General features: G+C 56.0%; 16 protein-coding genes. 7 read left to right on the top strand and 9 right to left on the bottom strand.

Translation table 11 applies throughout. The features are described from left to right. Positions 1 to 21: 21 nt before the first annotated feature. From C7387_RS01675 to gyrA, 5 genes are all read right to left on the bottom strand, one after another. Positions 22 to 1146, bottom strand: a complete 1125-nt coding sequence (locus tag C7387_RS01675) for a CfaE/CblD family pilus tip adhesin (protein ID WP_120815901.1) — start codon at positions 1144 to 1146, stop codon at positions 22 to 24. Next, entirely contained in the window at positions 1146 to 3821 is a 2676-nt protein-coding gene (locus C7387_RS01670; protein ID WP_120815900.1) for a TcfC E-set like domain-containing protein, read from the bottom strand. The genes C7387_RS01675 and C7387_RS01670 overlap by 1 nt, the downstream gene beginning before the upstream one ends. Positions 3822 to 3892: 71 nt before the next feature. Then, complete coding sequence (locus C7387_RS01665) at positions 3893 to 4411, bottom strand: CS1 type fimbrial major subunit (protein WP_120815899.1); 519 nt, start codon at positions 4409 to 4411, stop codon at positions 3893 to 3895. A 115-nt stretch (positions 4412 to 4526) separates the two neighbouring features. After that, positions 4527 to 5246, bottom strand: a complete 720-nt coding sequence (locus C7387_RS01660; protein WP_120815898.1) for a fimbria/pilus periplasmic chaperone — start codon at positions 5244 to 5246, stop codon at positions 4527 to 4529. A 262-nt stretch (positions 5247 to 5508) separates the two neighbouring features. Further along, positions 5509 to 8148 carry a DNA topoisomerase (ATP-hydrolyzing) subunit A gene (gene gyrA, locus C7387_RS01655; protein WP_006820912.1) on the bottom strand — a complete coding sequence of 880 codons (2640 nt, stop codon included), beginning with the start codon at positions 8146 to 8148 and terminating at the stop codon, positions 5509 to 5511. A 147-nt stretch (positions 8149 to 8295) separates the two neighbouring features. On the opposite strand from gyrA, the gene ubiG reads away from it, so the two are divergent. From ubiG to yfaE, 4 genes are all read left to right on the top strand, one after another. Then, positions 8296 to 9024 carry a bifunctional 2-polyprenyl-6-hydroxyphenol methylase/3-demethylubiquinol 3-O-methyltransferase UbiG gene (gene ubiG, locus C7387_RS01650; RefSeq protein WP_038256312.1) on the top strand — a complete coding sequence of 243 codons (729 nt, stop codon included), beginning with the start codon at positions 8296 to 8298 and terminating at the stop codon, positions 9022 to 9024. Positions 9025 to 9371: 347 nt separating this feature from the next. Next, positions 9372 to 11657 carry a class 1a ribonucleoside-diphosphate reductase subunit alpha gene (nrdA, locus tag C7387_RS01640; RefSeq protein WP_006820914.1) on the top strand — a complete coding sequence of 762 codons (2286 nt, stop codon included), beginning with the start codon at positions 9372 to 9374 and terminating at the stop codon, positions 11655 to 11657. Positions 11658 to 11777: 120 nt separating this feature from the next. Beyond that, positions 11778 to 12908 carry a class Ia ribonucleoside-diphosphate reductase subunit beta gene (nrdB, locus tag C7387_RS01635; protein WP_006820915.1) on the top strand — a complete coding sequence of 377 codons (1131 nt, stop codon included), beginning with the start codon at positions 11778 to 11780 and terminating at the stop codon, positions 12906 to 12908. Beyond that, entirely contained in the window at positions 12908 to 13162 is a 255-nt protein-coding gene (yfaE, locus tag C7387_RS01630) for a class I ribonucleotide reductase maintenance protein YfaE (protein ID WP_038256309.1), read from the top strand. The genes nrdB and yfaE overlap by 1 nt, the downstream gene beginning before the upstream one ends. Positions 13163 to 13190: 28 nt before the next feature. Here yfaE and glpQ read toward each other — a convergent pair whose 3' ends face one another. Both glpQ and glpT read right to left on the bottom strand, forming a co-directional pair. Further along, positions 13191 to 14264, bottom strand: a complete 1074-nt coding sequence (gene glpQ / locus C7387_RS01625) for a glycerophosphodiester phosphodiesterase (RefSeq protein ID WP_120815897.1) — start codon at positions 14262 to 14264, stop codon at positions 13191 to 13193. 12 nt (positions 14265 to 14276) lie between these two features. Then, the gene (gene glpT / locus C7387_RS01620) at positions 14277 to 15629 is read right to left on the bottom strand and encodes a glycerol-3-phosphate transporter (RefSeq protein WP_038256305.1); all 1353 of its coding nucleotides are present in this window, start codon (positions 15627 to 15629) and stop codon (positions 14277 to 14279) included. Positions 15630 to 15905: 276 nt separating this feature from the next. Here glpT and glpA point away from each other — a divergent pair, with 276 nt between their 5' ends. Genes glpA through glpC form a run of 3 tightly spaced genes read left to right on the top strand, consistent with a single transcriptional unit; the run spans position 15906 to position 19970 of the window. Further along, positions 15906 to 17528, top strand: a complete 1623-nt coding sequence (gene glpA, locus C7387_RS01615) for an anaerobic glycerol-3-phosphate dehydrogenase subunit A (RefSeq protein ID WP_120816709.1) — start codon at positions 15906 to 15908, stop codon at positions 17526 to 17528. Then, the gene (gene glpB / locus C7387_RS01610; protein ID WP_120815896.1) at positions 17518 to 18777 is read left to right on the top strand and encodes a glycerol-3-phosphate dehydrogenase subunit GlpB; all 1260 of its coding nucleotides are present in this window, start codon (positions 17518 to 17520) and stop codon (positions 18775 to 18777) included. Before glpA ends, glpB begins: the two co-directional genes overlap by 11 nt. After that, positions 18774 to 19970 carry an anaerobic glycerol-3-phosphate dehydrogenase subunit GlpC gene (gene glpC, locus C7387_RS01605; protein ID WP_038256300.1) on the top strand — a complete coding sequence of 399 codons (1197 nt, stop codon included), beginning with the start codon at positions 18774 to 18776 and terminating at the stop codon, positions 19968 to 19970. The genes glpB and glpC overlap by 4 nt, the downstream gene beginning before the upstream one ends. Here glpC and C7387_RS01600 read toward each other — a convergent pair. Both C7387_RS01600 and C7387_RS01595 read right to left on the bottom strand, forming a co-directional pair. Next, positions 19956 to 21155, bottom strand: coding sequence for a nicotinamide mononucleotide deamidase-related protein YfaY (locus C7387_RS01600; protein WP_120815895.1), 1200 nt, complete (start codon positions 21153 to 21155; stop codon positions 19956 to 19958). The two genes, glpC and C7387_RS01600, sit on opposite strands and share 15 nt — an antisense overlap. A gap of 86 nt (positions 21156 to 21241) precedes the next feature. Further along, positions 21242 to 21784, bottom strand: coding sequence for a YfaZ family outer membrane protein (locus tag C7387_RS01595; protein WP_038256296.1), 543 nt, complete (start codon positions 21782 to 21784; stop codon positions 21242 to 21244). Positions 21785 to 21872 lie beyond the last annotated feature (88 nt).

Genomic DNA, 21872 nt, shown 5'->3' with positions numbered 1-21872 from the left:
CAAGGCTGAAAAGCGCCCGCGCTAATCGACGGTCGGCGTAGTTGGGGTAAAGACGACGGTGAGCGTCCCCTGGTAGTAACCCGCGTTTTTATCGGCAATGCTGAATTTTGCCACGCTTAGCTTTAACGGCGTGGGTGAACACAGTACCGGCGTTGGGATAGCCGGTAATCTGACCGGGCGGACTCTGCCCTGGTTTACCTGGGTCCAGGTGAGCTGTTGATTGTTGACCACGTCCAGCATGCTGTCGTTTTCCGGGTTGTACATACGAACGTGATAATCCACCCGATCGCGAGTCTGGCTGGCGTCGCCGCCGACCCGGTAGATGGAGAAATCGCCGTCGCTTCTGCCGTCGTGCGCTTTTTGCTCATCATGTAGCAGGACGTCGTACTGAGTGCTGTTGGCGTTGTAGCCGTCATACAGACACATATCGAGCGAAACCGTATCTGCCGCCCACGGGTTCTCATTCGGCGAACCGTGCGGATGCAGGTCAAGATCGACACGCGGACTGGCGGTACCGAACTCCGGGAAGTAGATATCAACGTGCGACGGGTCGGTCACCTTGAGGGTGATGTCGGCATTGAAGATTTTCGATGTGTTGGGTGAAGTGCTGGTTCCTGCATAATATGAAGTGAGCTTTAACTTCGCGGTCCATACACCGCCAACAGGTAACTTTGCCAGCTCACTCGCTGGAATATAGACATACAATTCAGAAGCATCTCTCGGCTTACCATCACCGCTACACCCAACATTCGCAAAGGCATCGAGTGAAAACTTGTACCGCATTTGCCCGCACTCACTTCCCTCCTCGACATAGGCATACCTGTAACCCTGTAGCGTCAGCTTAGCCGTCATCGCCGAGCGCTTCTCGGTGAACAGGAGGGTTATCGGCGTGTTACTGCTGGAATTGACCTTCCTCCGACCGGTGGGGCAGGCTCCTGTCGCGGGGTCGGAACTGCTCGCGCAGGATACCGTATTATTGCCATAGGCGTTACTCTGCAACGAATATCCCTCACTAACGCCATTCCACAGCCAGATATCCGCCCCCGGCGGCGACATACGATCGAAGGTGCGGGTTAACGTCAGGTCGTCCCCCGCCAGGGCACTGCCGGTCGCCAGCAGGAGTAACAGTGCAGATAGCATTTTCATTATTCGTCGTTCCGGTTCTGGGAGGTTTGCAGGTTCTGCTGCTCGCGGCGGCGTTTTGCCAGCAGATCTTTATTGACGCTGTCCGGCAGCGCCTCCGGGGTAATGCTCTGGCACAGCGTCTTACCTACGTAACGCACCACGCCACGCTGTTTTTGCACAGTCAATGGACACTGGTAGTAGTGCGTGCCCGAGGTCAGGTAAAGCATCTTCGCTTTGCCCGGCAGCTGGGCGGTAAAACCGCCGTCTTCCGCCAGCAGCAGCATACGGGTATTGAGGCCAATAACCGGGTTGCTGCGCGCTCCGGCGGGCAGTTCGAGGGTACCGACGTAGCCAAAACGCTGCTCGGCGGTGATGGTTTTCATCCGCACTTTACCCGGCAGCAGCATCACGTCGCTGCTGCCCGCACCGTTGACTATCGCCGTGGTCGCGCCTTCGCTCGCCATCCGGCTGTCGGCGATTTCAACATGCGAAGATGCATACGGCGACAGCGGGAACAGCGCTTTGCTGCCGGTTTTTAACGCCACCGGGCGGTTGCCGCTGACCCTGGCATCCACCAGCGCCGCGCTGTCGCCCTCAAAACCGTCAACGTCGTCAACCTTCACCAGCAACGCCGCCGCCGGATCGCTGGTCCCTGCCCCGCCCCAGTCCAGCCCCTGGCGGGAAAGCGCAAACGAGGTGCTCCACGAGCCGGTCGCCGCGGTGGTGTGCTCATTACTCTGGTTGTCGTAGCTGTCGGAGAGCGTTGCACTCATGTCCCCGTAGCGGCCGTCGTAGCGCCCGGTCACTGAGGTATCCAGCGTGTCGGTATTGATCCCGCCCGCCTGCACCGTCAGCTCTTTATGGGCGCTGTCGTCCCAGTACCAGTCGTGCTCTACCTGGTAGGAGGTCTGCGAATCGCCATGCTTGCTGTCGCGGTAATCGGCACTAAGCCGTGTGGACTGACTGCGGAAATGCTCATCCGGCTTCGGCGTTTCATACAGCGAGAGCGAGAGATAGATACCGTTGTCGCGGTCGTCATAGCCCTGGTCGTTGCGGGTAAACGCCCCCAGGGTGCTGCTGAGCATCCAGTTGCCGATGCTCCAGGCGCGTGAGCTGCTGAGCTGCAGCGTGCGGGAAACCGCGTTGGCGGTGGTCTGGCTACCAAGGTTATCGCTAAACGATCGCTCATCGTCCCAGGTGCTGTGGTCATCATGATTCTCAGTACGAATGAAGCTCAGCACGTTGTTCCAGCCCCAGAAGCTGGCGGTCAGCGAGGCGTTCATATTTTCATAACAGCCAATCTGGTTGTAGCTGAGGTCGTCATCATCGTCGTCGTCATTACACTCCTGCCCGCGCGAAGAAGAGCGGTAGAGGCTCAATGACGGCAAATCGGGTACTGACCAGCTCAGCTGCTCGCTGTCACCCCGGCCACCGGCATCATCGTGGTAAAGGTTAGCGGAAAGGGTCGGTCGCCCGGCGGCGCCAAAATCCGGCGAGAAATCGATGCCGCCTTCCACTGAGCGAATGCCGTCGGCTATGGCGGCCCCGCCGGTGAGCGAAAGCATAGTCAACAGCGGAAGCCGAATACCGGCCTGGTAGGCTTCGCTATCCTCACCGCTTATCTGCCCGCCCTGCACAAACCAGTGAATACGCCCATCGCTCATGCCACCGTTTTTGGTAAATGAGGTGCTTTCGGTGCGCGCCAGCTGATTGCTTTCATAGACACGCAGGGTCACGGTATAGCTGCCGTCGGGAAACTGAGAGGTATCAAGAGATTGGTTGCCCGCAGGCAGATAGAAAGAGCCGAGGAGCTGGTTGCCCCGGTAGGCGTCAATACGCGAGCTGCGGGTCAGCAGCACCATCACCGGGGTGCCCTGGCTTGCACGTTCGGGGTTGAGGTAGCTCATGGTGCTCCCCATACGCGCGCCATCAATGGCACCCAGCGGCAGGAAGCTAAAGCTGAAGTTACCACCCTGCGTATTGAACAGGGTGCGGTTATCCATCCTTCCGGCCTGAAAATAGTAGCGACGGGCGATGTCGTAACGGTAATACAGGTTGCTGACGTCAACGTTGTTATCGCTGTCATCGTCGTTTTTCGAGGCGGTGAGCGACCAGTTGCTGCCAATGTAGCTGTTATCGCTGATGCCCAGCGCGTCCGCTCCCTGCAAAAACAGGCTGCTGTAATCATCCTGTTTCAGAACGTTGAGATCCTGCTGATGAACCAGCGCATTTTCAACGCTGTTGGTATCCGCCGCCCGGTACATCGACTGCTGGTTATCTACCGGCATCCAGCCGTCGCGGAAAAAAAGCGTCATGCTCGAGTCGCTGTCGTCATAAATCCCTGCCACGCCGTCCGTTTTCAGGTATCCGCATCCGGACTGAGCGCCATTCGAACCACAGGCCAGCGCGCCGTTGCGCGCCAGCGGTTTGGAAAGCGCCTGGAGAATGGACTGATAATCTGCGCTGTCTGGCTTCACCGGAAGCTCCAGCGCCGCCAGCACGTTTTCAGGATTATCAAACCGGACGCTTTCCAGGCTGACGGTCGCATCGAACAGACCCACATGTTTTCCGGCAAGCACCACGTCCACCCGCTCTTCAACGCCTTCCGCAAGGATCTCAAAACCTTTGGGCACCGTCGGCGCGCAATACGACGCAAAAGACGTCAGGATCAATAAACAAAGCAGACTTTTTTTCATGATTATTTATCGCTGCAGGCGGATAGAAACCCGCATCAGACGATGCGGGTGAATACAAGGGAGGAAATGACTTACTGGGTAGCCGCGTCCTGATACAGATAGATGCTCACCACCCCCTGGTAGTTACCGCTGTCCAGCGCACCCTTGGTGGTCTGAGCGATAGTCAGCGCGCGCGCCACGGAGCCGGTAGTGCTGTCACCGCTCGGGAAAATGTCAGACACGGCGAGATCCACATCCTTATCTGTCGCCAGCGCATCATCACCCCAGGAAACCGTCAGTGGAACGGCGGTACCCTGAGCGCCGGTGGTGTTGACCAGCTGCGCCGTTGAGACCAGCTTCATGTGGATGTCACCGGAGGTTGAGGAAACGTCGTTAGACCAGATTTTACTCTGGACGCTGTACGGGCTGAGGCCGCTTCCCGGGATATACTGCATTTCAACCGCTTTCGGTAAGGCGCTACCGTCAGCCTGGGTCATGTCGAGGGAAGCATCGACGTTGGCGGTTACCGTAATATCTTTCTGTACAGCAAAAGAGGAACCGGCAGCGGCCACTAAACATAATGCCACGAGGGGTTTAATAATGAATTTCATACGTCTTTCCTTAATTTAATAGCATGCTCAGCTTTCACTATGAGAGCATGAGTGAGGTTTCCATTACGGAAGTAAAATTCTTATAGGCAGAAAACTAAAAACAGAATCATGTTGATTAATTGACGACAAACGACTGGCTTCCATTTTTTTTAGCAATCCAGTCCTTGTAAGTAATTTCAATATGCTGAATACCGGAAAGCGAAGGCAGCTGATACTGACCATCGGGGAAAATATTCCGGTTATCCGTTTTATGCTGACAGGTTTTTCCCGACTGGCCCGCGCGACAAAGTGCAACATCCGTAATTTTGACGCGCTGGGTTCCCTGATTAAGCAGCTGGTGCTTATCGCCGGACAGCGTCAGTTTAATCACCGGCTGCTGCGGTGGGACGGAAACCAGAACCCCCCAGACCAGGTTAACCGAGAGCTTTGACGAAATCGCGCTGGTGTTCGCCGTGCTGGCGTCATCAAGAGACGGCACGCTCTGGAACATCACCCGATAGATAGCCTCTTTCTGATCCGGGTCCATCGCTTCCATACGCACTAATTTGCTGGCGCCACCCGGAAGGGCAAACAATGGTGGCATCACGACCAGGCCGGTACCATCGTTCCCGCTAACCTCAACCTCTTTTTCTTCAGGCGTTGCCGGGTTCGTGATTTTAAATACTTTCGTTCTGACGTACTGCACGTCATTACTTTTTGAAATAACACGGACACTCCCTTCACCGTTGGCGCCCATACTGACCGCCATCGGGTAGACGGTCATATTGGCAAATGCAGCCGGGATAAAGAAACATGCCAGGCTTACCGGCAGTACCTTCTTAATAAGTGTTTTCATAATAATGTTATTCAATGTAATGTTTATGTAGCAAATAATACATACAGCGAGGGGTGGGATAAAATTAGATTATCTAAAACAAGAATTAAGTTTGTCTCAGCATAATAAATCTCAATGACTTTTCTTATTTTGCGTGAGGTTAGCGATAACAACCAGGCCTGCCAATAAGCTCGCTCATATTTCAGAATAAATTTAGATTCACAAAACAAATAAAAAAGGGGACACCTTGCGGTATCCCCTTTTTACTAACGTATCGCGTTAATTATTCGTCGGCTTCGTCTTCAGAAGCGTCGTCATCGGCTTCCGTTTCCGGCGCGATGTCGTCGTCGCCTTCTGCGGCGCTGCCGTCGATAGAGTCGAGCTCTTCGTCGTCTACCGGCTCAGCCACACGCTGCAGGCCCACTACGTTCTCATCTTCCGCGGTACGAATGAGGATCACGCCCTGGGTATTACGACCGACAACGCTAATCTCAGACACGCGAGTACGCACCAGCGTACCGGCATCGGTGATCATCATAATCTGATCGCAGTCGTCTACCTGCACCGCGCCCACCACGGAACCGTTACGTTCGGTCACCTTGATGGAGATAACGCCCTGGGTGCCACGGGATTTGGTCGGGTACTCAGTTTCGGCGGTACGTTTGCCGTAGCCGTTCTGGGTCACGGTCAGGATTGCCCCTTCACCGCGTGGAACGATAAGCGACACCACGCTGTCTTCGCCCGCAAGCTTGATCCCGCGCACGCCAGTGGCGGTACGGCCCATCGCACGGACGGCATTCTCTTTAAAGCGCACCACTTTACCGGCCGCAGAGAACAGCATGACTTCGTCGTTACCAGAGGTCAGATCCACACCAATCAGCTCGTCACCCTCGTTGAGGTTAACGGCGATGATGCCCGCAGAGCGCGGACGGCTGAACTCGGTCAGCGCGGTTTTCTTCACGGTACCGCTGGCGGTCGCCATGAAGACGTTTACGCCCTCTTCGTACTCACGAACCGGCAGGATCGCGGTAATACGTTCGTTCGCTTCCAGCGGCAGCAGGTTGACAATTGGACGTCCACGTGCACCACGGCTCGCTTCCGGCAGCTGATAAACCTTCATCCAGTACAGACGACCACGGCTGGAGAAGCAGAGGATCGTATCGTGGGTGTTGGCCACCAGCAGGCGGTCAATAAAGTCTTCTTCTTTAATACGTGCTGCAGATTTGCCTTTACCACCACGACGTTGTGCTTCGTAGTCGGTCAGCGGCTGATACTTCACATAGCCCTGGTGAGACAGGGTAACCACCACATCTTCGCGGTTGATCAGATCTTCGATGTTGATATCAGAGCTGTTAGCGGTGATTTCAGTGCGGCGCTCATCGCCAAACTGATCGCGGACCAGCTCCAGCTCTTCACGGATCACTTCCATCAGACGCTCGGCGCTGCCGAGGATGTGCAGCAGCTCAGCAATCTGCTCCAGCAGCTCTTTGTACTCGTCGAGCAGTTTTTCGTGCTCAAGGCCGGTCAGTTTCTGCAGACGCAGATCCAGAATCGCCTGGGCCTGCTGCTCGGTCAGGTAGTACTGACCGTCGCGCACGCCAAACTCTGGCTCCAGCCACTCCGGACGCGCGGCATCATCACCGGCGCGCTCCAGCATGGCAGCGACGTTACCGAGCTCCCATGAACGGGCAATCAGGCCTGCTTTCGCTTCAGCCGGCGTCGGCGCACGGCGAATAAGCTCGATGATCGGGTCGATGTTAGCCAGCGCAACCGCCAGCGCTTCGAGGATATGGGCACGATCGCGCGCTTTACGCAGTTCGAAGATGGTACGACGAGTCACCACTTCACGGCGATGGCGAACGAAGGCTTCCAGGATCTCTTTCAGGTTCAGGATCTTCGGCTGGCCGTGATGCAGTGCCACCATGTTGATACCGAAGGAGACCTGCAGCTGGGTCTGGGAGTACAGATTGTTCAGTACAACCTCGCCCACCGCGTCACGTTTGATCTCGATGACGATACGCATACCGTCTTTATCGGATTCATCACGCAGCGCGCTGATACCTTCCACGCGTTTGTCTTTTACCAGCTCGGCGATTTTCTCGATCAGGCGAGCTTTGTTCACCTGATACGGAATTTCATGCACGATGATGGTTTCGCGACCGGTTTTCGCATCGGCTTCTACTTCAGCGCGGGCGCGGATGTAGATTTTACCGCGACCGGTGCGATAGGCCTCTTCAATGCCACGACGACCGTTGATGATCGCCGCAGTCGGGAAGTCCGGCCCCGGGATGTGTTCCATCAACCCTTCGACGGTGATGTTTTCATCGTCAATGTACGCCAGGCAGCCGTTGATCACTTCCGTCAGGTTATGCGGCGGAATGTTGGTCGCCATACCTACGGCGATACCGGACGAACCGTTCACCAGCAGGTTAGGAATTTTGGTTGGCATGACGTCCGGAATTTTTTCCGTGCCGTCATAGTTGTCTACGAAATCTACCGTCTCTTTTTCAAGGTCGGCCATCAGCTCATGCGCGATTTTCGACATACGGATTTCCGTATAACGCATCGCCGCCGCGGAGTCGCCATCAACAGAACCGAAGTTACCCTGGCCATCTACCAACATGTAGCGTAGTGAGAACGGCTGGGCCATACGCACGATGGTGTCGTATACCGCAGAGTCGCCGTGGGGGTGGTATTTACCGATAACGTCCCCAACGACACGGGCAGATTTTTTATAGGCTTTGTTCCAGTCATTGCCCAATACGTTCATGGCGTAAAGCACGCGACGGTGTACCGGCTTAAGGCCATCGCGGACATCCGGCAGCGCACGGCCAACAATCACCGACATCGCATAATCCAGATAAGAGTTCTTTAACTCTTCCTCGATGTTAACCGGTGTAATTTCTCTCGCAAGGTCGCTCATCTAACCGCTTTCCCTCTACTTGTGTCCCGGGTTCAAAGGTCGCAAATTATAACACAACCACGTAAAGACAGGTAAACCTATACGCTTTATTCACGCTCACCACCTGATATACTCGCGGGCATGGATAAAAAAGGAGTAAATGCACCCATGAATGCCGAAAAATCGTCGGTGATACACAACGTTGACCATGAAGAGATCGCCAAGTTTGAAGCCGTGGCATCCCGCTGGTGGGATCTTGAGGGTGAGTTTAAACCCCTGCACCGCATCAATCCGCTGCGTCTGGGCTATATCGCCGAGCGTGCCGGTGGTCTGTTCGGCAAGAAGGTGCTCGACGTCGGCTGCGGCGGTGGCATTCTGGCGGAAAGCATGGCGCGGGAAGGCGCAACGGTAACCGGGCTGGATATGGGATTTGAGCCGCTGCAGGTGGCACGTCTGCATGCCCTGGAAAGCGGTATTGAAGTCGAGTACATCCAGAAAACCGTCGAAGAGCACGCGGCACAGAACCCGCAGCAGTACGACGTGGTGACCTGCATGGAAATGCTCGAGCATGTTCCGGACCCGCAGTCGGTGGTTCGTGCTTGTGCACAGCTGGTGAAACCGGGCGGGCACGTTTTCTTCTCAACCATCAACCGTAACGGTAAAGCCTGGCTGATGGCGGTGGTCGGCGCGGAGTACGTGATGCGCATGGTACCGAAGGGGACGCACGACGTGAAAAAATTCATTAAGCCTGCGGAGCTGTTAAGCTGGGTGGATAACACCTGCCTGCAGGAGAAGCACATGACCGGTCTGCACTACAATCCGCTGCTGAACTCCTTCAAGCTGGCCCCCGGCGTCGATGTTAACTATATGTTGCACACAACGGCCAAAAATGACTAACGTCATAAGATAATCTTCTTAAAATTGCGCAAGCCTGGTTTGCGCAATTTTTCCTTCTCGTTGAAGAAATCAGCACTCGATCAAATTTTCATTTTTTTTTGCGAAATATTGACATGACCGCCAGGCCTTACAGTACGAGGACTTAGCGTTTATTACCCTTTCGCAACCTCAATTTAACGTCAAAATCAACCCTTGTACTCAAAAGAATCCTTACTAGAATACTCACCATATAGCGTTAATCTTATCGAACAACCCCTATATCTTGTATTTATCCACAGAGTTAGTCACAACGGAGTTCTGTGGATAAACGGGGGATATTTTTCATTTCACGGACAGGTAAAAACCACATGAATCAGAGTCTGCTGGTGACAAAGCGTGATGGCCGTACTGAGCGCATCGACCTCGACAAACTGCATCGAGTGCTGGATTGGGCGGCAGAAGGGCTGAATAACGTCTCTATTTCTCAGGTGGAACTGCGCTCTCATATCCAGTTTTACGACGGGATCAAAACCGCCGACATCCATGAGACCATCATCAAAGCGGCAGCGGACCTGATCTCCCGCGAAGCACCGGATTACCAGTACCTGGCCGCACGCCTGGCCATTTTCCACCTGCGTAAGAAAGCCTATGGCCAGTTTGAGCCGCCGGCGCTGTACGACCACGTGGTGAAGATGGTTGAGCTTGGCAAATACGACACTCATCTGCTGGAAGACTACACGGAAGAAGAGTTCAAGCAGATGGACGGTTTTATCGACCACTGGCGTGACATGAATTTCTCCTACGCTGCCGTGAAGCAGCTGGAAGGTAAATACCTGGTTCAGAACCGCGTTACCGGTGAAATCTACGAGAGCGCCCAGTTCCTGTACATTCTGGTCGCGGCGTGCCTGTTCTCAAACTACCCGCGTGACACACGTCTCAGCTACGTGAAGCGCTTCTACGACGCGGTCTCTACCTTTAAAATTTCTCTGCCAACACCGATTATGTCCGGCGTGCGTACCCCTACCCGTCAGTTCAGCTCCTGCGTACTGATTGAGTGTGGCGACAGCCTGGACTCCATCAACGCCACCTCCAGCGCAATTGTGAAATACGTTTCCCAGCGCGCCGGTATCGGTATTAACGCCGGTCGCATCCGTGCGCTGGGTAGCCCGATCCGCGGTGGCGAAGCATTCCACACCGGCTGTATCCCGTTCTATAAGCACTTCCAGACTGCGGTAAAATCCTGCTCCCAGGGTGGCGTTCGCGGTGGTGCAGCGACGCTGTTCTACCCGATGTGGCATCTGGAAGTTGAAAGCCTGCTGGTGCTGAAAAACAACCGTGGCGTGGAAGGCAACCGCGTACGTCACATGGACTACGGCGTACAGATCAACAAACTGATGTACACCCGCCTGCTGAAAGGTGAAGACATCACCCTGTTCAGCCCGTCCGACGTCCCGGGCCTGTACGACGCCTTCTTCGCCGATCAGGACGAGTTTGAGCGTCTGTACACCAAATATGAGAAAGACGACAGCATCCGCAAACAGCGCGTGAAAGCGGTTGAACTGTTCTCCCTGATGATGCAGGAACGTGCCTCTACCGGCCGTATTTACATCCAGAACGTTGACCACTGCAACACCCACAGCCCGTTTGACCCGGTGGTTGCCCCGGTGCGCCAGTCTAACCTGTGCCTGGAAATCGCCCTGCCGACCAAACCGCTGGACGACGTTAACGATGAAAACGGTGAAATCGCTCTGTGTACGCTGTCGGCGTTCAACCTCGGTGCGATCGAGAACCTGAGCGAACTGGAAGAGCTGGCCGTACTGGCGGTGCGTGCGCTCGACGCCCTGCTCGACTACCAGGATTACCCGATTAAGGCCGCGCATCGTGGCGCAATGGGTCGTCGTACCCTCGGCATCGGCGTGATTAACTTCGCCTACTGGCTCGCGAAAAACGGTAAGCGCTACTCCGACGGCAGCGCCAACAACCTGACGCACAAAACTTTCGAAGCGATTCAGTACTACCTGCTGAAAGCGTCTAACGAGCTGGCGATTGAGCAAGGTGCCTGCCCGTGGTTCAACGAAACCACCTATTCGCAGGGCATTCTGCCGATCGACACTTATAAGAAAGACCTGGATGCTATCACCAGCGAGCCGCTGCACTTTGACTGGGAAGCGCTTCGCGAGTCTATTAAGACTCACGGTCTGCGTAACTCCACGCTCTCTGCCCTGATGCCGTCTGAGACCTCTTCGCAGATCTCGAACGCCACCAACGGTATCGAGCCACCGCGCGGTCACGTCAGCATCAAAGCGTCTAAAGACGGCATTCTGCGTCAGGTCGTGCCGGACTATGAGCATCTGAAAAACAACTACGAACTGCTGTGGGAAATGCCGAACAACGATGGCTATCTGCAGCTCGTCGGTATCATGCAGAAGTTCATCGATCAGTCTATTTCTGCCAACACCAACTACGACCCGACGCGCTTCCCGTCAGGTAAAGTGCCGATGCAGCAGTTGCTGAAAGACCTGCTCACCGCCTATAAATTTGGCGTGAAAACGCTGTACTATCAGAACACCCGCGACGGTGCGGAAGATGCGCAGGACGATCTGGCGCCATCGATTCAGGATGATGGCTGCGAAAGCGGCGCATGTAAGATTTGATGAATGATGCCGGATGCGGCGTAAAACGCCTTATCCGGCCTACGGCTCCATTCGAGACGATATTGTAGGCCGGATAAGCGAAGCGCATCCGGCATTACACCCCTGACAGGATAGATATTCATGGCATACACCACTTTTTCACAGACGAAAAATGACCAGCTTCTGGAACCGATGTTCTTTGGTCAGCCGGTTAACGTGGCCCGCTACGATCAGCAAAAATACGACATTTTCGAAAAGCTCATCGAAAAGCAGCTGTCCTTCTTCTGGCGCCCGGAAGAGGTTGACGTCTCCCGCGATCGCATCGATTATCAGGCGCTGCCGGAGCACGAAAAACATATCTTCATCAGCAACCTGAAGTATCAGACGCTGCTGGACTCCATCCAGGGCCGTAGCCCGAACGTGGCGCTGCTGCCGCTCATCTCGATTCCTGAGCTGGAAACCTGGGTCGAAACCTGGGCGTTTTCCGAGACCATTCACTCGCGCTCCTACACCCATATCATCCGCAACATCGTCAACGATCCGGCGATTGTGTTTGACGATATCGTGACTAACGAGCAGATCAAAAAGCGCGCCGAGGGCATCTCCTGCTACTACGACGACCTGATCGAGATGACCAACTACTGGCATCTGCTGGGTGAAGGCACGCATACCATCAACGGTAAAACCGTGACCGTTAGCCTGCGCGCGCTGAAAAAGCAGCTGTACCTGTGCCTGATGAGCGTTAACGCGCTGGAAGCCATCCGTTTCTACGTCAGCTTCGCCTGCTCGTTCGCCTTTGCTGAGCGCGAGCTGATGGAAGGTAATGCCAAAATTATCCGCCTTATCGCCCGTGACGAAGCGCTGCACCTGACCGGCACCCAGCACATGCTGAACCTGCTGCGTTCAGGCGTTGACGATCCGGAGATGGCCGAAATTGCCGAAGAGTGCAAACAGCAGTGCTACGACCTGTTTGTTGAAGCGGCCCAGCAGGAGAAAGAGTGGGCAGACTACCTGTTCCGCGACGGCTCGATGATTGGCCTCAACAAAGATATCCTCTGCCAGTATGTTGAGTACATTACCAACATCCGTATGCAGGCGGTCGGTCTCTCTCTGCCATTCCAGACCCGCTCCAACCCGATCCCGTGGATCAACACCTGGCTGGTTTCCGACAACGTTCAGGTGGCACCGCAGGAAGTGGAAGTGAGTTCGTATCTGGTGGGTCAGATTGACTCTGAAGTGGACACTGACGATCTGAGCAGCTTCCAGCTCTGATGAGCCGTATTACCCTGAGCCGTTCTGGCACGCAGCTGGTGTGTCAGGAAGAGCACCCTACTCTGCTGGTTACCCTCGAGTCGCATCGGGTGGAAGTTGAGTATCAGTGTCGTGAAGGTTACTGCGGCTCCTGCCGCTGCCGTTTGCTATCCGGTGATGTCACCTGGGTTACACAGCCGCTGGCGTTTATTCAGGACGGTGAGATCCTACCCTGTTGCTGTAAAGCGCAGGGAGATATCGAGATAGAGATGTAACAAAAAAGGGCCTTACGGCCCTTTTGTTTTACTTCGGTTCTTTACTTAAAAACTGTACGGCTTTGTCCGGGAAGTCGGTGAACAGCCCGTCAACGCCCGCCTTGTTGTACAGAATGTCGTACAGCTGGTTAACGTTGGTGGCGTACTCCGGCAACTGGTCTGCACGTACGGTATACGGATGCACCTGCATATGGCTGGCGTGTGCGTCCTTCACCATCGCGGTCAGCTTGATGTTCCCGGTTTTAGAACCTTCCGCCACCAGCATGTGGTAGTCAGGACCAATCCCGTCAGCGTAAGCCGCAATTTTCTGCATTGCGCCAGGCTTGAACATCCAGTCGTAATCGTAGTTCACCCACTTACCGTCCGGCTGTTTTTGCTGCGTCTCTTTCCAGTCGGTATAGGCAATCAGCTGAACCAGATTCAGGTTCATGCCCATCTTCGGCTCCAGCTCGTTCTTGATGCGTTTGAGTTCGTCGGCATCAAAACACTGCAGATATACTTTATCCTGCTTGCTGGTGTAACCGTATTTCTTCAGCACTTCCAGGGTTTTAGTAGCGATGTCTTTGCCTTCCTGGTGGTGGAACCACGGTGCTTTAATTTCCGGGTAGATACCAATATTTTTGCCGGTAGAGTGGTTCAGCCCCTGCACAAATTCGATCTCTTCTTCGAAGGTGTGCACGCGGAAGTCAGATTTCCCCATCGGGAAACGTCCCGGATAGGTCTGCACTTTTTTACCATCAACGATATCGAAACCTTCGGTGAACTTCAGCGATTTGATTTCCGCAAGCGTGAAGTCGATAGCGTAGTAACGCCCGTCCTTACGGGCGCGATTCGGAAAACGTTCAGCAACATCGGTCACGCGATCCAGGTAGTGGTCATGCAGCACCACCAGATGGTCATCCTTGGTCATGACCAGATCCTGCTCAAGGTAGTCAGCACCCTGCGCGTAGGCCATCGCTTTCGCCGGGAGCGTATGCTCCGGCAGGTAGCCGCTGGCGCCACGGTGGGCAATGACAATTTTTTCCGCGGCTACCGCGTTGAAACTCGCGGCAGCCCCCGCCAGCAACAGGCTGGCGGTTAATACGCTAATCGTTGTTTTCATTTATTTTCCTTGTTATGCGCGTTTAGCCTGCATTTCAGCGTGATGACGTTTTTCACCCAGCATGACCACAATCAGCAGCAGAACAGCCAGTACGCTACCACCAATCATCACCATGAAACCGCCGTCCCAGCCGAAGAAGTCAACGGTGTAACCCACAATGGCGCTGGCCGCGACCGAGCCACCGAGATAACCAAACAGACCGGTGAAGCCCGCCGCTGTCCCCGCCGCTTTCTTCGGTGCCAGTTCAAGCGCATGCAGACCGATAAGCATGACCGGGCCATAAATCAGGAAGCCAATCACAATCATACAAATCATGTCGACGTTCGGATTACCCGGCGGGTTCAGCCAGTACACCACGGTAGCAATCGTCACCAGGGTCATGAAGAACACACCGGTGGCACCACGGTTACCTTTAAACACTTTGTCCGACATCCAGCCACAGAGCAGCGTCCCCGGGATCCCGGCATATTCATACAGGAAATAGGCCCAGGAGGATTTATCCAGCGCGAAGTGCTTCACTTCTTTCAGGTAGGTCGGTGACCAGTCGAGGATGCCGTAACGCAGCAGATAAACGAACACGTTCGCCACCGCGATGTACCACAGCAGTTTGTTCGGCAGGATGTACTGCATGAAGATCTGTTTTGCGGTCAGTTCTTCTTCATTTTTGTCGCTGTAGTCATCCGGGTAGTCGTTTTTGTACTCTTCGATTGGCGGCAGACCGCAGGACTGCGGGGTATCACGCATCAGCGCAAAGGCAATAATCGCCACCAGAATGGCACCGAAGGCCGGCATGTACAGCGCCGCTTTCCAGTCGTTAAACCACGCCATACCGAGCAGGAACAGCAGCGGCGGAATACCACCACCGACGTTGTGCGCGCAGTTCCAGACCGAAACAATCCCACCACGCTCTTTCTGCGACCACCAGTGAACCATGGTACGTCCGCACGGCGGCCACCCCATTCCCTGGAACCAACCACAAAGGAACAGTAAAGCAAACATAATCATGATGCTGGAAGTAGCCCAGGGCACAAAGCCCATCACCAGCATCACCAGCGCGGCCAGAATCAGACCCGCTGGCAGGAAAATGCGCGGATTCGAGCGGTCAGAGACCGACCCCATGATGAATTTCGAAAATCCGTAAGCAATGGAGATACCGGAGAGTGCAAAACCGAGATCGCCACGAGAAAATCCTTGCTCGACCAGGTACGGCATAGCAAGGGCAAAGTTCTTACGCACCAGATAGTACGCGGCATAACCAAAAAATATTCCCAGGAAAATTTGCCAACGCATGCGGCGATAAAGCGGGTCGACCTGTGCATCCGGTACTCGCGCTTTATGCGGTGCGGGTTTAAAAATGCTCAACATACTAGCCTCCGTGGCCATACTTTGTCTGACGTGATAACCCTCTAATAGAAAAGGAAATTTAAGAGGGCTTATTTTGTGGCGGCGATGGTATGAGAAATACGATGTCGTTACTGTGAAACATCGCACATATTGTTACAGAATTATGACAATAAGTTCCTAAATGCGCATGAAATCACGTTCCGTTTTCGTTTTTTGCTCGAATATGCTCGAAATCAAACAATCCATATTTTTTATGTGGCTAAATGGCTAAAACGAAAATGGTGAAGGACGATGATGATGCCCATGACGTGTGAAAACGATGTCATTATTATTGGCGGGGGAGCCACCGGGGCGGGGATTGCTCGCGACTGCGCGCTGCGCGGCTTACGTGCCGTGCTGGTAGAGCGTTTCGATATCGCCACGGGGGCGACCGGACGTAACCACGGCCTGCTGCACAGCGGTGCCCGTTACGCGGTGACCGATAACGAATCTGCCCGCGAATGTATTGCCGAAAACCAGATCCTCAAACGCATCGCCCGCCACTGCGTTGAGCCGACCAACGGTCTGTTTATCACCCTGCCGGAAGATGACCTCGCCTTTCAAAGCACCTTCATCAACGCCTGCCGGGAAGCTGGGATCGATGCCCAGGCGCTGTCCCCGGCCGAAGCCCGCCGCATTGAACCGGCGGTGAACCCGGCGCTCATCGGCGCGGTGAAAGTGCCTGATGGCACCGTCGATCCTTTCCGCCTCACCGCCGCCAACATGCTGGATGCCCGCGAGCACGGCGCCACCATCCTCACCGGCTGCGAAGTGACCGGCCTGATACGCGAAGGCGACCGCGTGTGCGGCGTGCACCTGTGGAACCACCACTCCGGAGAGAAGCTCACCCTGCGCGCGGCGGTGGTGGTTAACGCCGCCGGGATCTGGGGACAGCGCATCGCCGAATATGCCGACCTCAGCATCCGCATGTTCCCGGCGAAAGGCTCGCTGCTGATCCTTGACCATCGTATTAATCAGCACGTCATCAACCGCTGCCGTAAGCCCGCCGACGCCGATATTCTGGTGCCCGGCGATACCATCTCGCTCATCGGCACCACCTCACTGCACATTGATTACAAAGATATCGACGATAACCGGGTATCACCGGAAGAGGTTGATATTCTGCTGCGCGAAGGCGAGAAGCTGGCACCTGTGATGGGGCAAACCCGCGTACTGCGCGCCTATTCCGGCGTGCGTCCGCTGGTGGCAAGCGATGACGACCCAAGCGGTCGTAACGTCAGCCGTGGCATTGTCCTGCTCGATCACGCAAAACGTGACGGCATGGAGGGTTTCATCACCATCACCGGCGGCAAACTGATGACCTATCGTCTGATGGCCGAGTGGGCCACGGACGCCATCAGCCGCAAGCTGGGTAATACCGCCGCCTGCACCACCGCCGAGCGTCCGCTGCCCGGCTCCCAGGAGCCGGCGGAAGCCACGCTGAAGAAAATTATCTCACTGCCTACGCCACTTCGCGGATCGGCGGTATACCGCCATGGCGATCGTACCCCGGCATGGCTGGGGGATACCCGCCAGACCCGCAGCGTTGTCTGCGAGTGCGAAGCGGTGACCGCCGGTGAAGTGCAGTACGCGGTGGAAAATCTGGCGGTGAATAACCTTATCGACCTGCGTCGCCGCACCCGCGTGGGGATGGGCACCTGCCAGGGTGAGCTCTGCGCCTGCCGCGCGGCGGGGCTGCTTCAGCGTTTTAACGTCACCACGCCCGCACAGTCGCTGACGCAGCTTTCGCAATTCCTCAACGAACGCTGGAAAGGTGTGCAGCCGGTCGCCTGGGGCGATGCGCTGCGCGAAAGCGAATTTACTCGCTGGGTATATCTCGGTTTATGCGGCCTGCAGAAGGAACATCAGGATGAAATTTGACACGGTCATTATCGGCGGCGGCCTCGCCGGGTTGCTCTGCGGGCTAACCCTTAACCAGCAAGGCCTGCGCACCGCTATCGTCAGCCGTGGGCAGAGCGCGCTGCACTTCTCTTCTGGCTCGCTCGATTTACTGACCGCATTGCCGGATGGCGAAACGGTCACCGATACTGCCGCCGGGCTTGCTGAGCTCGCCATTCAGATGCCGGACCACCCTTACACCCGCCTCGGCGCTGAAGCGGTGATGCAGTACGCCCATGCCACTGAACAGCTTCTCGCCGAATGCGGTATCGAGATGCACGGCAGCGCGACGCGCGCCCATCAACGCATCACACCGCTTGGTACCACCCGCAGCGCCTGGCTAAGCCCGGCGGAGGTGCCGGTGATGCCGCTGCCTGGCAAGCGTATCGGCGTGATTGGTATTAGCGGTTTTCTCGACTTCCAGCCGCATCTTGCCGCCGCCTCGCTAAGCCGCCACGGCATGCACACGCAAACGCTGGAAATCGATCTGCCGGAGCTCGACGTTCTGCGGGAAAACCCGACCGAATTCCGTGCCGCGAACATCGCCCGGGTGCTGGACGACGAAGCCCAGTGGCCGAAACTGCTGGCGGCTCTGCAACCGCTGGCGGAAAACCACGATCTGCTGCTGATGCCCGCCTGCTTCGGTTTACAAAACGCAGGCTTGTGGCAGTGGCTGAACGCGCAGCTCCCCTGCCCGGTGTGTTTGCTGCCAACCCTGCCACCATCGGTGCCGGGCATGCGTCTGCACGCGGCTATGCAGCGTCAGTTTATCCGCAGCGGCGGCACCTGGCTTGCCGGGGATGAGGTGGTTCGCGTCAGTCATGAAGAGGGGAATATCAGCGCTATCTGGACCCGCAATCATGGTGATATTCCACTGCGCCCGCGCTTTGCCGTGCTGGCTAGCGGCAGCTTCTTCAGCAACGGGCTGGTCGCCGAGCGCACCGGCGTGCGTGAACCGATTATGGGGCTGGACGTGGCGCAGCTGGCGTCCCGTCGTGACTGGTATCAGCAGGATTTCTTCGCCTCCCAGCCCTGGCAGCGCTTTGGCCTGGTGACCGACAACCAGCTTCGCCCATCGCACCAGCAGATTCCGTTCAACAATCTCTTCGCTATTGGCTCACTGATTGGTGGTTTTGACGCCATTCAACTCGGCTGCGGCGGTGGCGTATGCGCCATCACCGCCCAGCATGTCGCCCGACAGATCCTTGCTCTGGCAGGAGGCCAGTCATGAACGATACCGGATTCGAAAGCTGCATTAAATGCACCGTCTGCACCACCGCCTGCCCGGTTAGCCGGGTGAATCCGCGCTACCCGGGGCCAAAACAGGCCGGGCCGGACGGCGAGCGTTTACGCCTGAAAGACGGCGCGCTGTACGACGATGCGCTGAAATATTGCATCAACTGTAAACGTTGCGAGGTGGCCTGTCCGTCGGATGTCAAAATTGGTGACATCATTCAGCGCGCCCGCGCCCAGTACAGCCAGCAAAAGCCCAAACTGCGCGATGCTATTCTGAGCTATACCGATCTCATGGGCTCGCTTTCTACGCCATTTGCCCCGATCATTAACGCCACCACCGGGATGAAACCGGTGCGCCAGCTGCTGGACACCGCCTTAAAAATCGATCATCGCCGACAGTTGCCGAAATACAGCTTCGGCACCTTCCGCCGTTGGTATCGCAGCGTCGCGGCTGAACAAAAACGCTTTGCCGATCAGGTGGCCTTTTTCCATGGCTGCTACGTGAACTACAACCATCCGCAGCTTGGCAAAGACATGATCCGCGTACTCAACGCCATGGGCACCGGGGTGCAGTTGCTGAGTAAAGAGAAGTGCTGCGGCGTTCCGCTGATTGCCAACGGCTTTACCGATAAAGCGCGCAAACAGGCGGTCAGCAACGTCAACTCGCTGAAAGAGGCGATTGTCGATAAGCATCTGCCGGTGATTGCCACTTCTTCCACCTGTACCTTCACGCTGCGCGATGAGTACCCGCACGTGCTGGACGTAGACAATACCGGGCTTCGGGAACACATCGAGCTTGCCACCCGCTGGATCTGGCGCAAGCTCGATGCCGGTCAGACGTTGCCGCTGAAGCCACTGCCGCTGAAAGTGGTTTATCACACGCCGTGTCATATGGAGAAAATGGGCTGGTCGCTGTACACGCTGGAACTGCTGCGGATGATCCCGGGACTGGAGCTAATAGTGCTGGATTCGCAGTGCTGCGGGATTGCGGGTACCTACGGCTTTAAATCGGAAAACTACCCAACCTCACAGGCCATTGGCGCCCCGCTGTTCCGCCAGATTGAGGAGAGCGGAGCCTCCCTGGTTATCACCGACTGCGAAACCTGCAAATGGCAAATCGAGATGTCCACGAGCAAGCGCTGTGAACACCCGATTTCGCTGCTGGCAAAAGCATTAGGCGAGGTATAACGACTCGGTCACGTGGATCCAACCGTGCTCGCTGGCAACGTCTTTACCGTCCAGCCAGCGACGCAGCATGTTCAGCGCCATCATTGCGCACACTTCCTGGCGAGTCTGCAGGCCGTGGCGAGAGGTGCTGAACTTCACCCGCAGCGCGTGAGTGCCATCCGGGGTTGCCAGCGCAACGTTGAGATGGCTCTCCTCAAGCCCCCCTACCGCGAGCGCAAGACCGGCAAAGTGCTTCACCCGACGCTCTGCTATCCAGTGGGCGGTTTGCGCGAGCGTTTCCTGCTGAGGCGGTACCACTTCACTTGCCAGCAGCGGCGCATCAGCCCTTGAGAGCTGTAGCGCGATAAGACCACCGGTAAACTGCTCGCTCAGCGTTAAGCTAAGCTGCCTCTCCTGGAGCTTGCGTACCAGCTGCGCGGGCAACCCTTCGGTACCTTCGAAAATCAGGCTCTCACCGGCGACACTCCGCACCTGCGGCCACAGCGCCCGCATCGCATCCTGCGCGCTGGCAGGCCCGGTCAGCTTGAGTTCAATAATCGGCATCGAGGAGCGATAGCCCATCGTCACACCTTCCGGCAGCACCAGCGGATCCAGAGCCTGAGCCAGGTCGCTTTCGGAACGGCCAAAGGTGGTTAAACGCAGGCACAGCGGCGGCTCCGGCAGCGTGAATCGCTGGCGGATGCGCGGCAGAATTTGCTGCTCGACCATCACCTTAAATTCAGAGGGAACGCCAGGGGTAAAGAACATCAGGCAGCGATTGAGCGTTAAAGCAAAACCACAGGCGGTGCCAACCGGGTTATCAACCAGCTCAGCGCTTGCCGGGATCTCTGCCTGCTTGCGGTTGCTCGGCGCCATTATCCGCCCGCGGTCGCTAAAGAATTTTTCCATCTGCACTAGCCACGCTTCGTGCAGCACCAGCCCTTCCCCTTTGGCGGTGGCGGCGGCCAGCGCACTGAGATCGTCGCTGGTTGGCCCCAGGCCACCGTTGACGATAAGCACATCGGCATATTCACTACGCTCGCGCAGAATGGCGACCAGCGCATCAAGATTGTCGCCCACGGTATTGCGGCGCGACAGCGGTAATCCTTGTTCAAAAAAGAAATCGGCAAGCCAGGCGGCGTTGGTATCAACAATTTGCCCGTGCAGAACTTCATCGCCGGTGGACAGCATCTCCACGTTGATCATTATTATCTCCACAACAAGAGGACGATTAACTATAGCGCAGACGGCTGACTGAAGAACGGGCGCAGCGGAAAGCTGCGCCGCGAGGATTAGAAACCGACGCTGGCACCCACGTACGGACCATCGGCGATGGTGTTATCGCGGTGGCCGTCTTTGCCTGCCAGGTTCAGATAGCGGTAGCCCGCCTCGATGGTGATCGGACGCATAATGGTCCAGCGCGCACCGGCGTTCGCTTCCTGATAGCTGTCGATACCGCTGGAGAGCGAATCCGGAGAGTAGTAGTACTCACCAAAGAGACCAATGCTGTCGGTAATTTTCCACTGCAGCCCGCCGCCCACGGCCGCAGCATAACCTTCGCTGCCGGATTTCGGGTTGGTGTAGATACCTTTACCGCCAACGGTGGCGAGGAACGGGCCCAGCGGCACGTTCAGACCGAGGCCGAGACCTGCGACGTCGCCGTCGTCATCGTTATGAGCCCAGTTACCGGTTAACGCAAGCCCGGTGCTTTCTGTCCCGAAGCCGACTCCCACGTTGGTGTAATCTTTACCCGCCTGACCACTGATGCTGATAGCATTTGCTGATGCAGAAACCAGCATTAATCCCGCAAGCCCAACTAAAGCGCTTTTATTCATTTTTGACAATTCCAGCAAAATTTAAAAGTAAACGTCCCGTTAACGGCAGGATTGTACCGCCAGAGCACGAAGAATCAAGGCACTAAAA

The organism is Yokenella regensburgei (assembly GCF_003634235.1).
GTDB classification, from domain to species: Bacteria; Pseudomonadota; Gammaproteobacteria; order Enterobacterales; family Enterobacteriaceae; genus Yokenella; species Yokenella regensburgei.
Note: the sequence above shows the minus strand (reverse complement) of the source record. Positions and strands in the feature narration are given on the sequence as shown.

Coding starts and splice junctions, on each gene's coding strand:
- C7387_RS01675 (WP_120815901.1), bottom strand. CDS start 1,146: ATGAAAATGCTATCTGCACTGTTACTCCTGCTGGCGACCGGCAGTGCC.
- C7387_RS01670 (WP_120815900.1), bottom strand. CDS start 3,821: ATGAAAAAAAGTCTGCTTTGTTTATTGATCCTGACGTCTTTTGCGTCG.
- C7387_RS01665 (WP_120815899.1), bottom strand. CDS start 4,411: ATGAAATTCATTATTAAACCCCTCGTGGCATTATGTTTAGTGGCCGCT.
- C7387_RS01660 (WP_120815898.1), bottom strand. CDS start 5,246: ATGAAAACACTTATTAAGAAGGTACTGCCGGTAAGCCTGGCATGTTTC.
- gyrA (WP_006820912.1), bottom strand. CDS start 8,148: ATGAGCGACCTTGCGAGAGAAATTACACCGGTTAACATCGAGGAAGAG.
- ubiG (WP_038256312.1), top strand. CDS start 8,296: ATGAATGCCGAAAAATCGTCGGTGATACACAACGTTGACCATGAAGAG.
- nrdA (WP_006820914.1), top strand. CDS start 9,372: ATGAATCAGAGTCTGCTGGTGACAAAGCGTGATGGCCGTACTGAGCGC.
- nrdB (WP_006820915.1), top strand. CDS start 11,778: ATGGCATACACCACTTTTTCACAGACGAAAAATGACCAGCTTCTGGAA.
- yfaE (WP_038256309.1), top strand. CDS start 12,908: ATGAGCCGTATTACCCTGAGCCGTTCTGGCACGCAGCTGGTGTGTCAG.
- glpQ (WP_120815897.1), bottom strand. CDS start 14,264: ATGAAAACAACGATTAGCGTATTAACCGCCAGCCTGTTGCTGGCGGGG.
- glpT (WP_038256305.1), bottom strand. CDS start 15,629: ATGTTGAGCATTTTTAAACCCGCACCGCATAAAGCGCGAGTACCGGAT.
- glpA (WP_120816709.1), top strand. CDS start 15,906: ATGCCCATGACGTGTGAAAACGATGTCATTATTATTGGCGGGGGAGCC.
- glpB (WP_120815896.1), top strand. CDS start 17,518: ATGAAATTTGACACGGTCATTATCGGCGGCGGCCTCGCCGGGTTGCTC.
- glpC (WP_038256300.1), top strand. CDS start 18,774: ATGAACGATACCGGATTCGAAAGCTGCATTAAATGCACCGTCTGCACC.
- C7387_RS01600 (WP_120815895.1), bottom strand. CDS start 21,155: ATGATCAACGTGGAGATGCTGTCCACCGGCGATGAAGTTCTGCACGGG.
- C7387_RS01595 (WP_038256296.1), bottom strand. CDS start 21,784: ATGAATAAAAGCGCTTTAGTTGGGCTTGCGGGATTAATGCTGGTTTCT.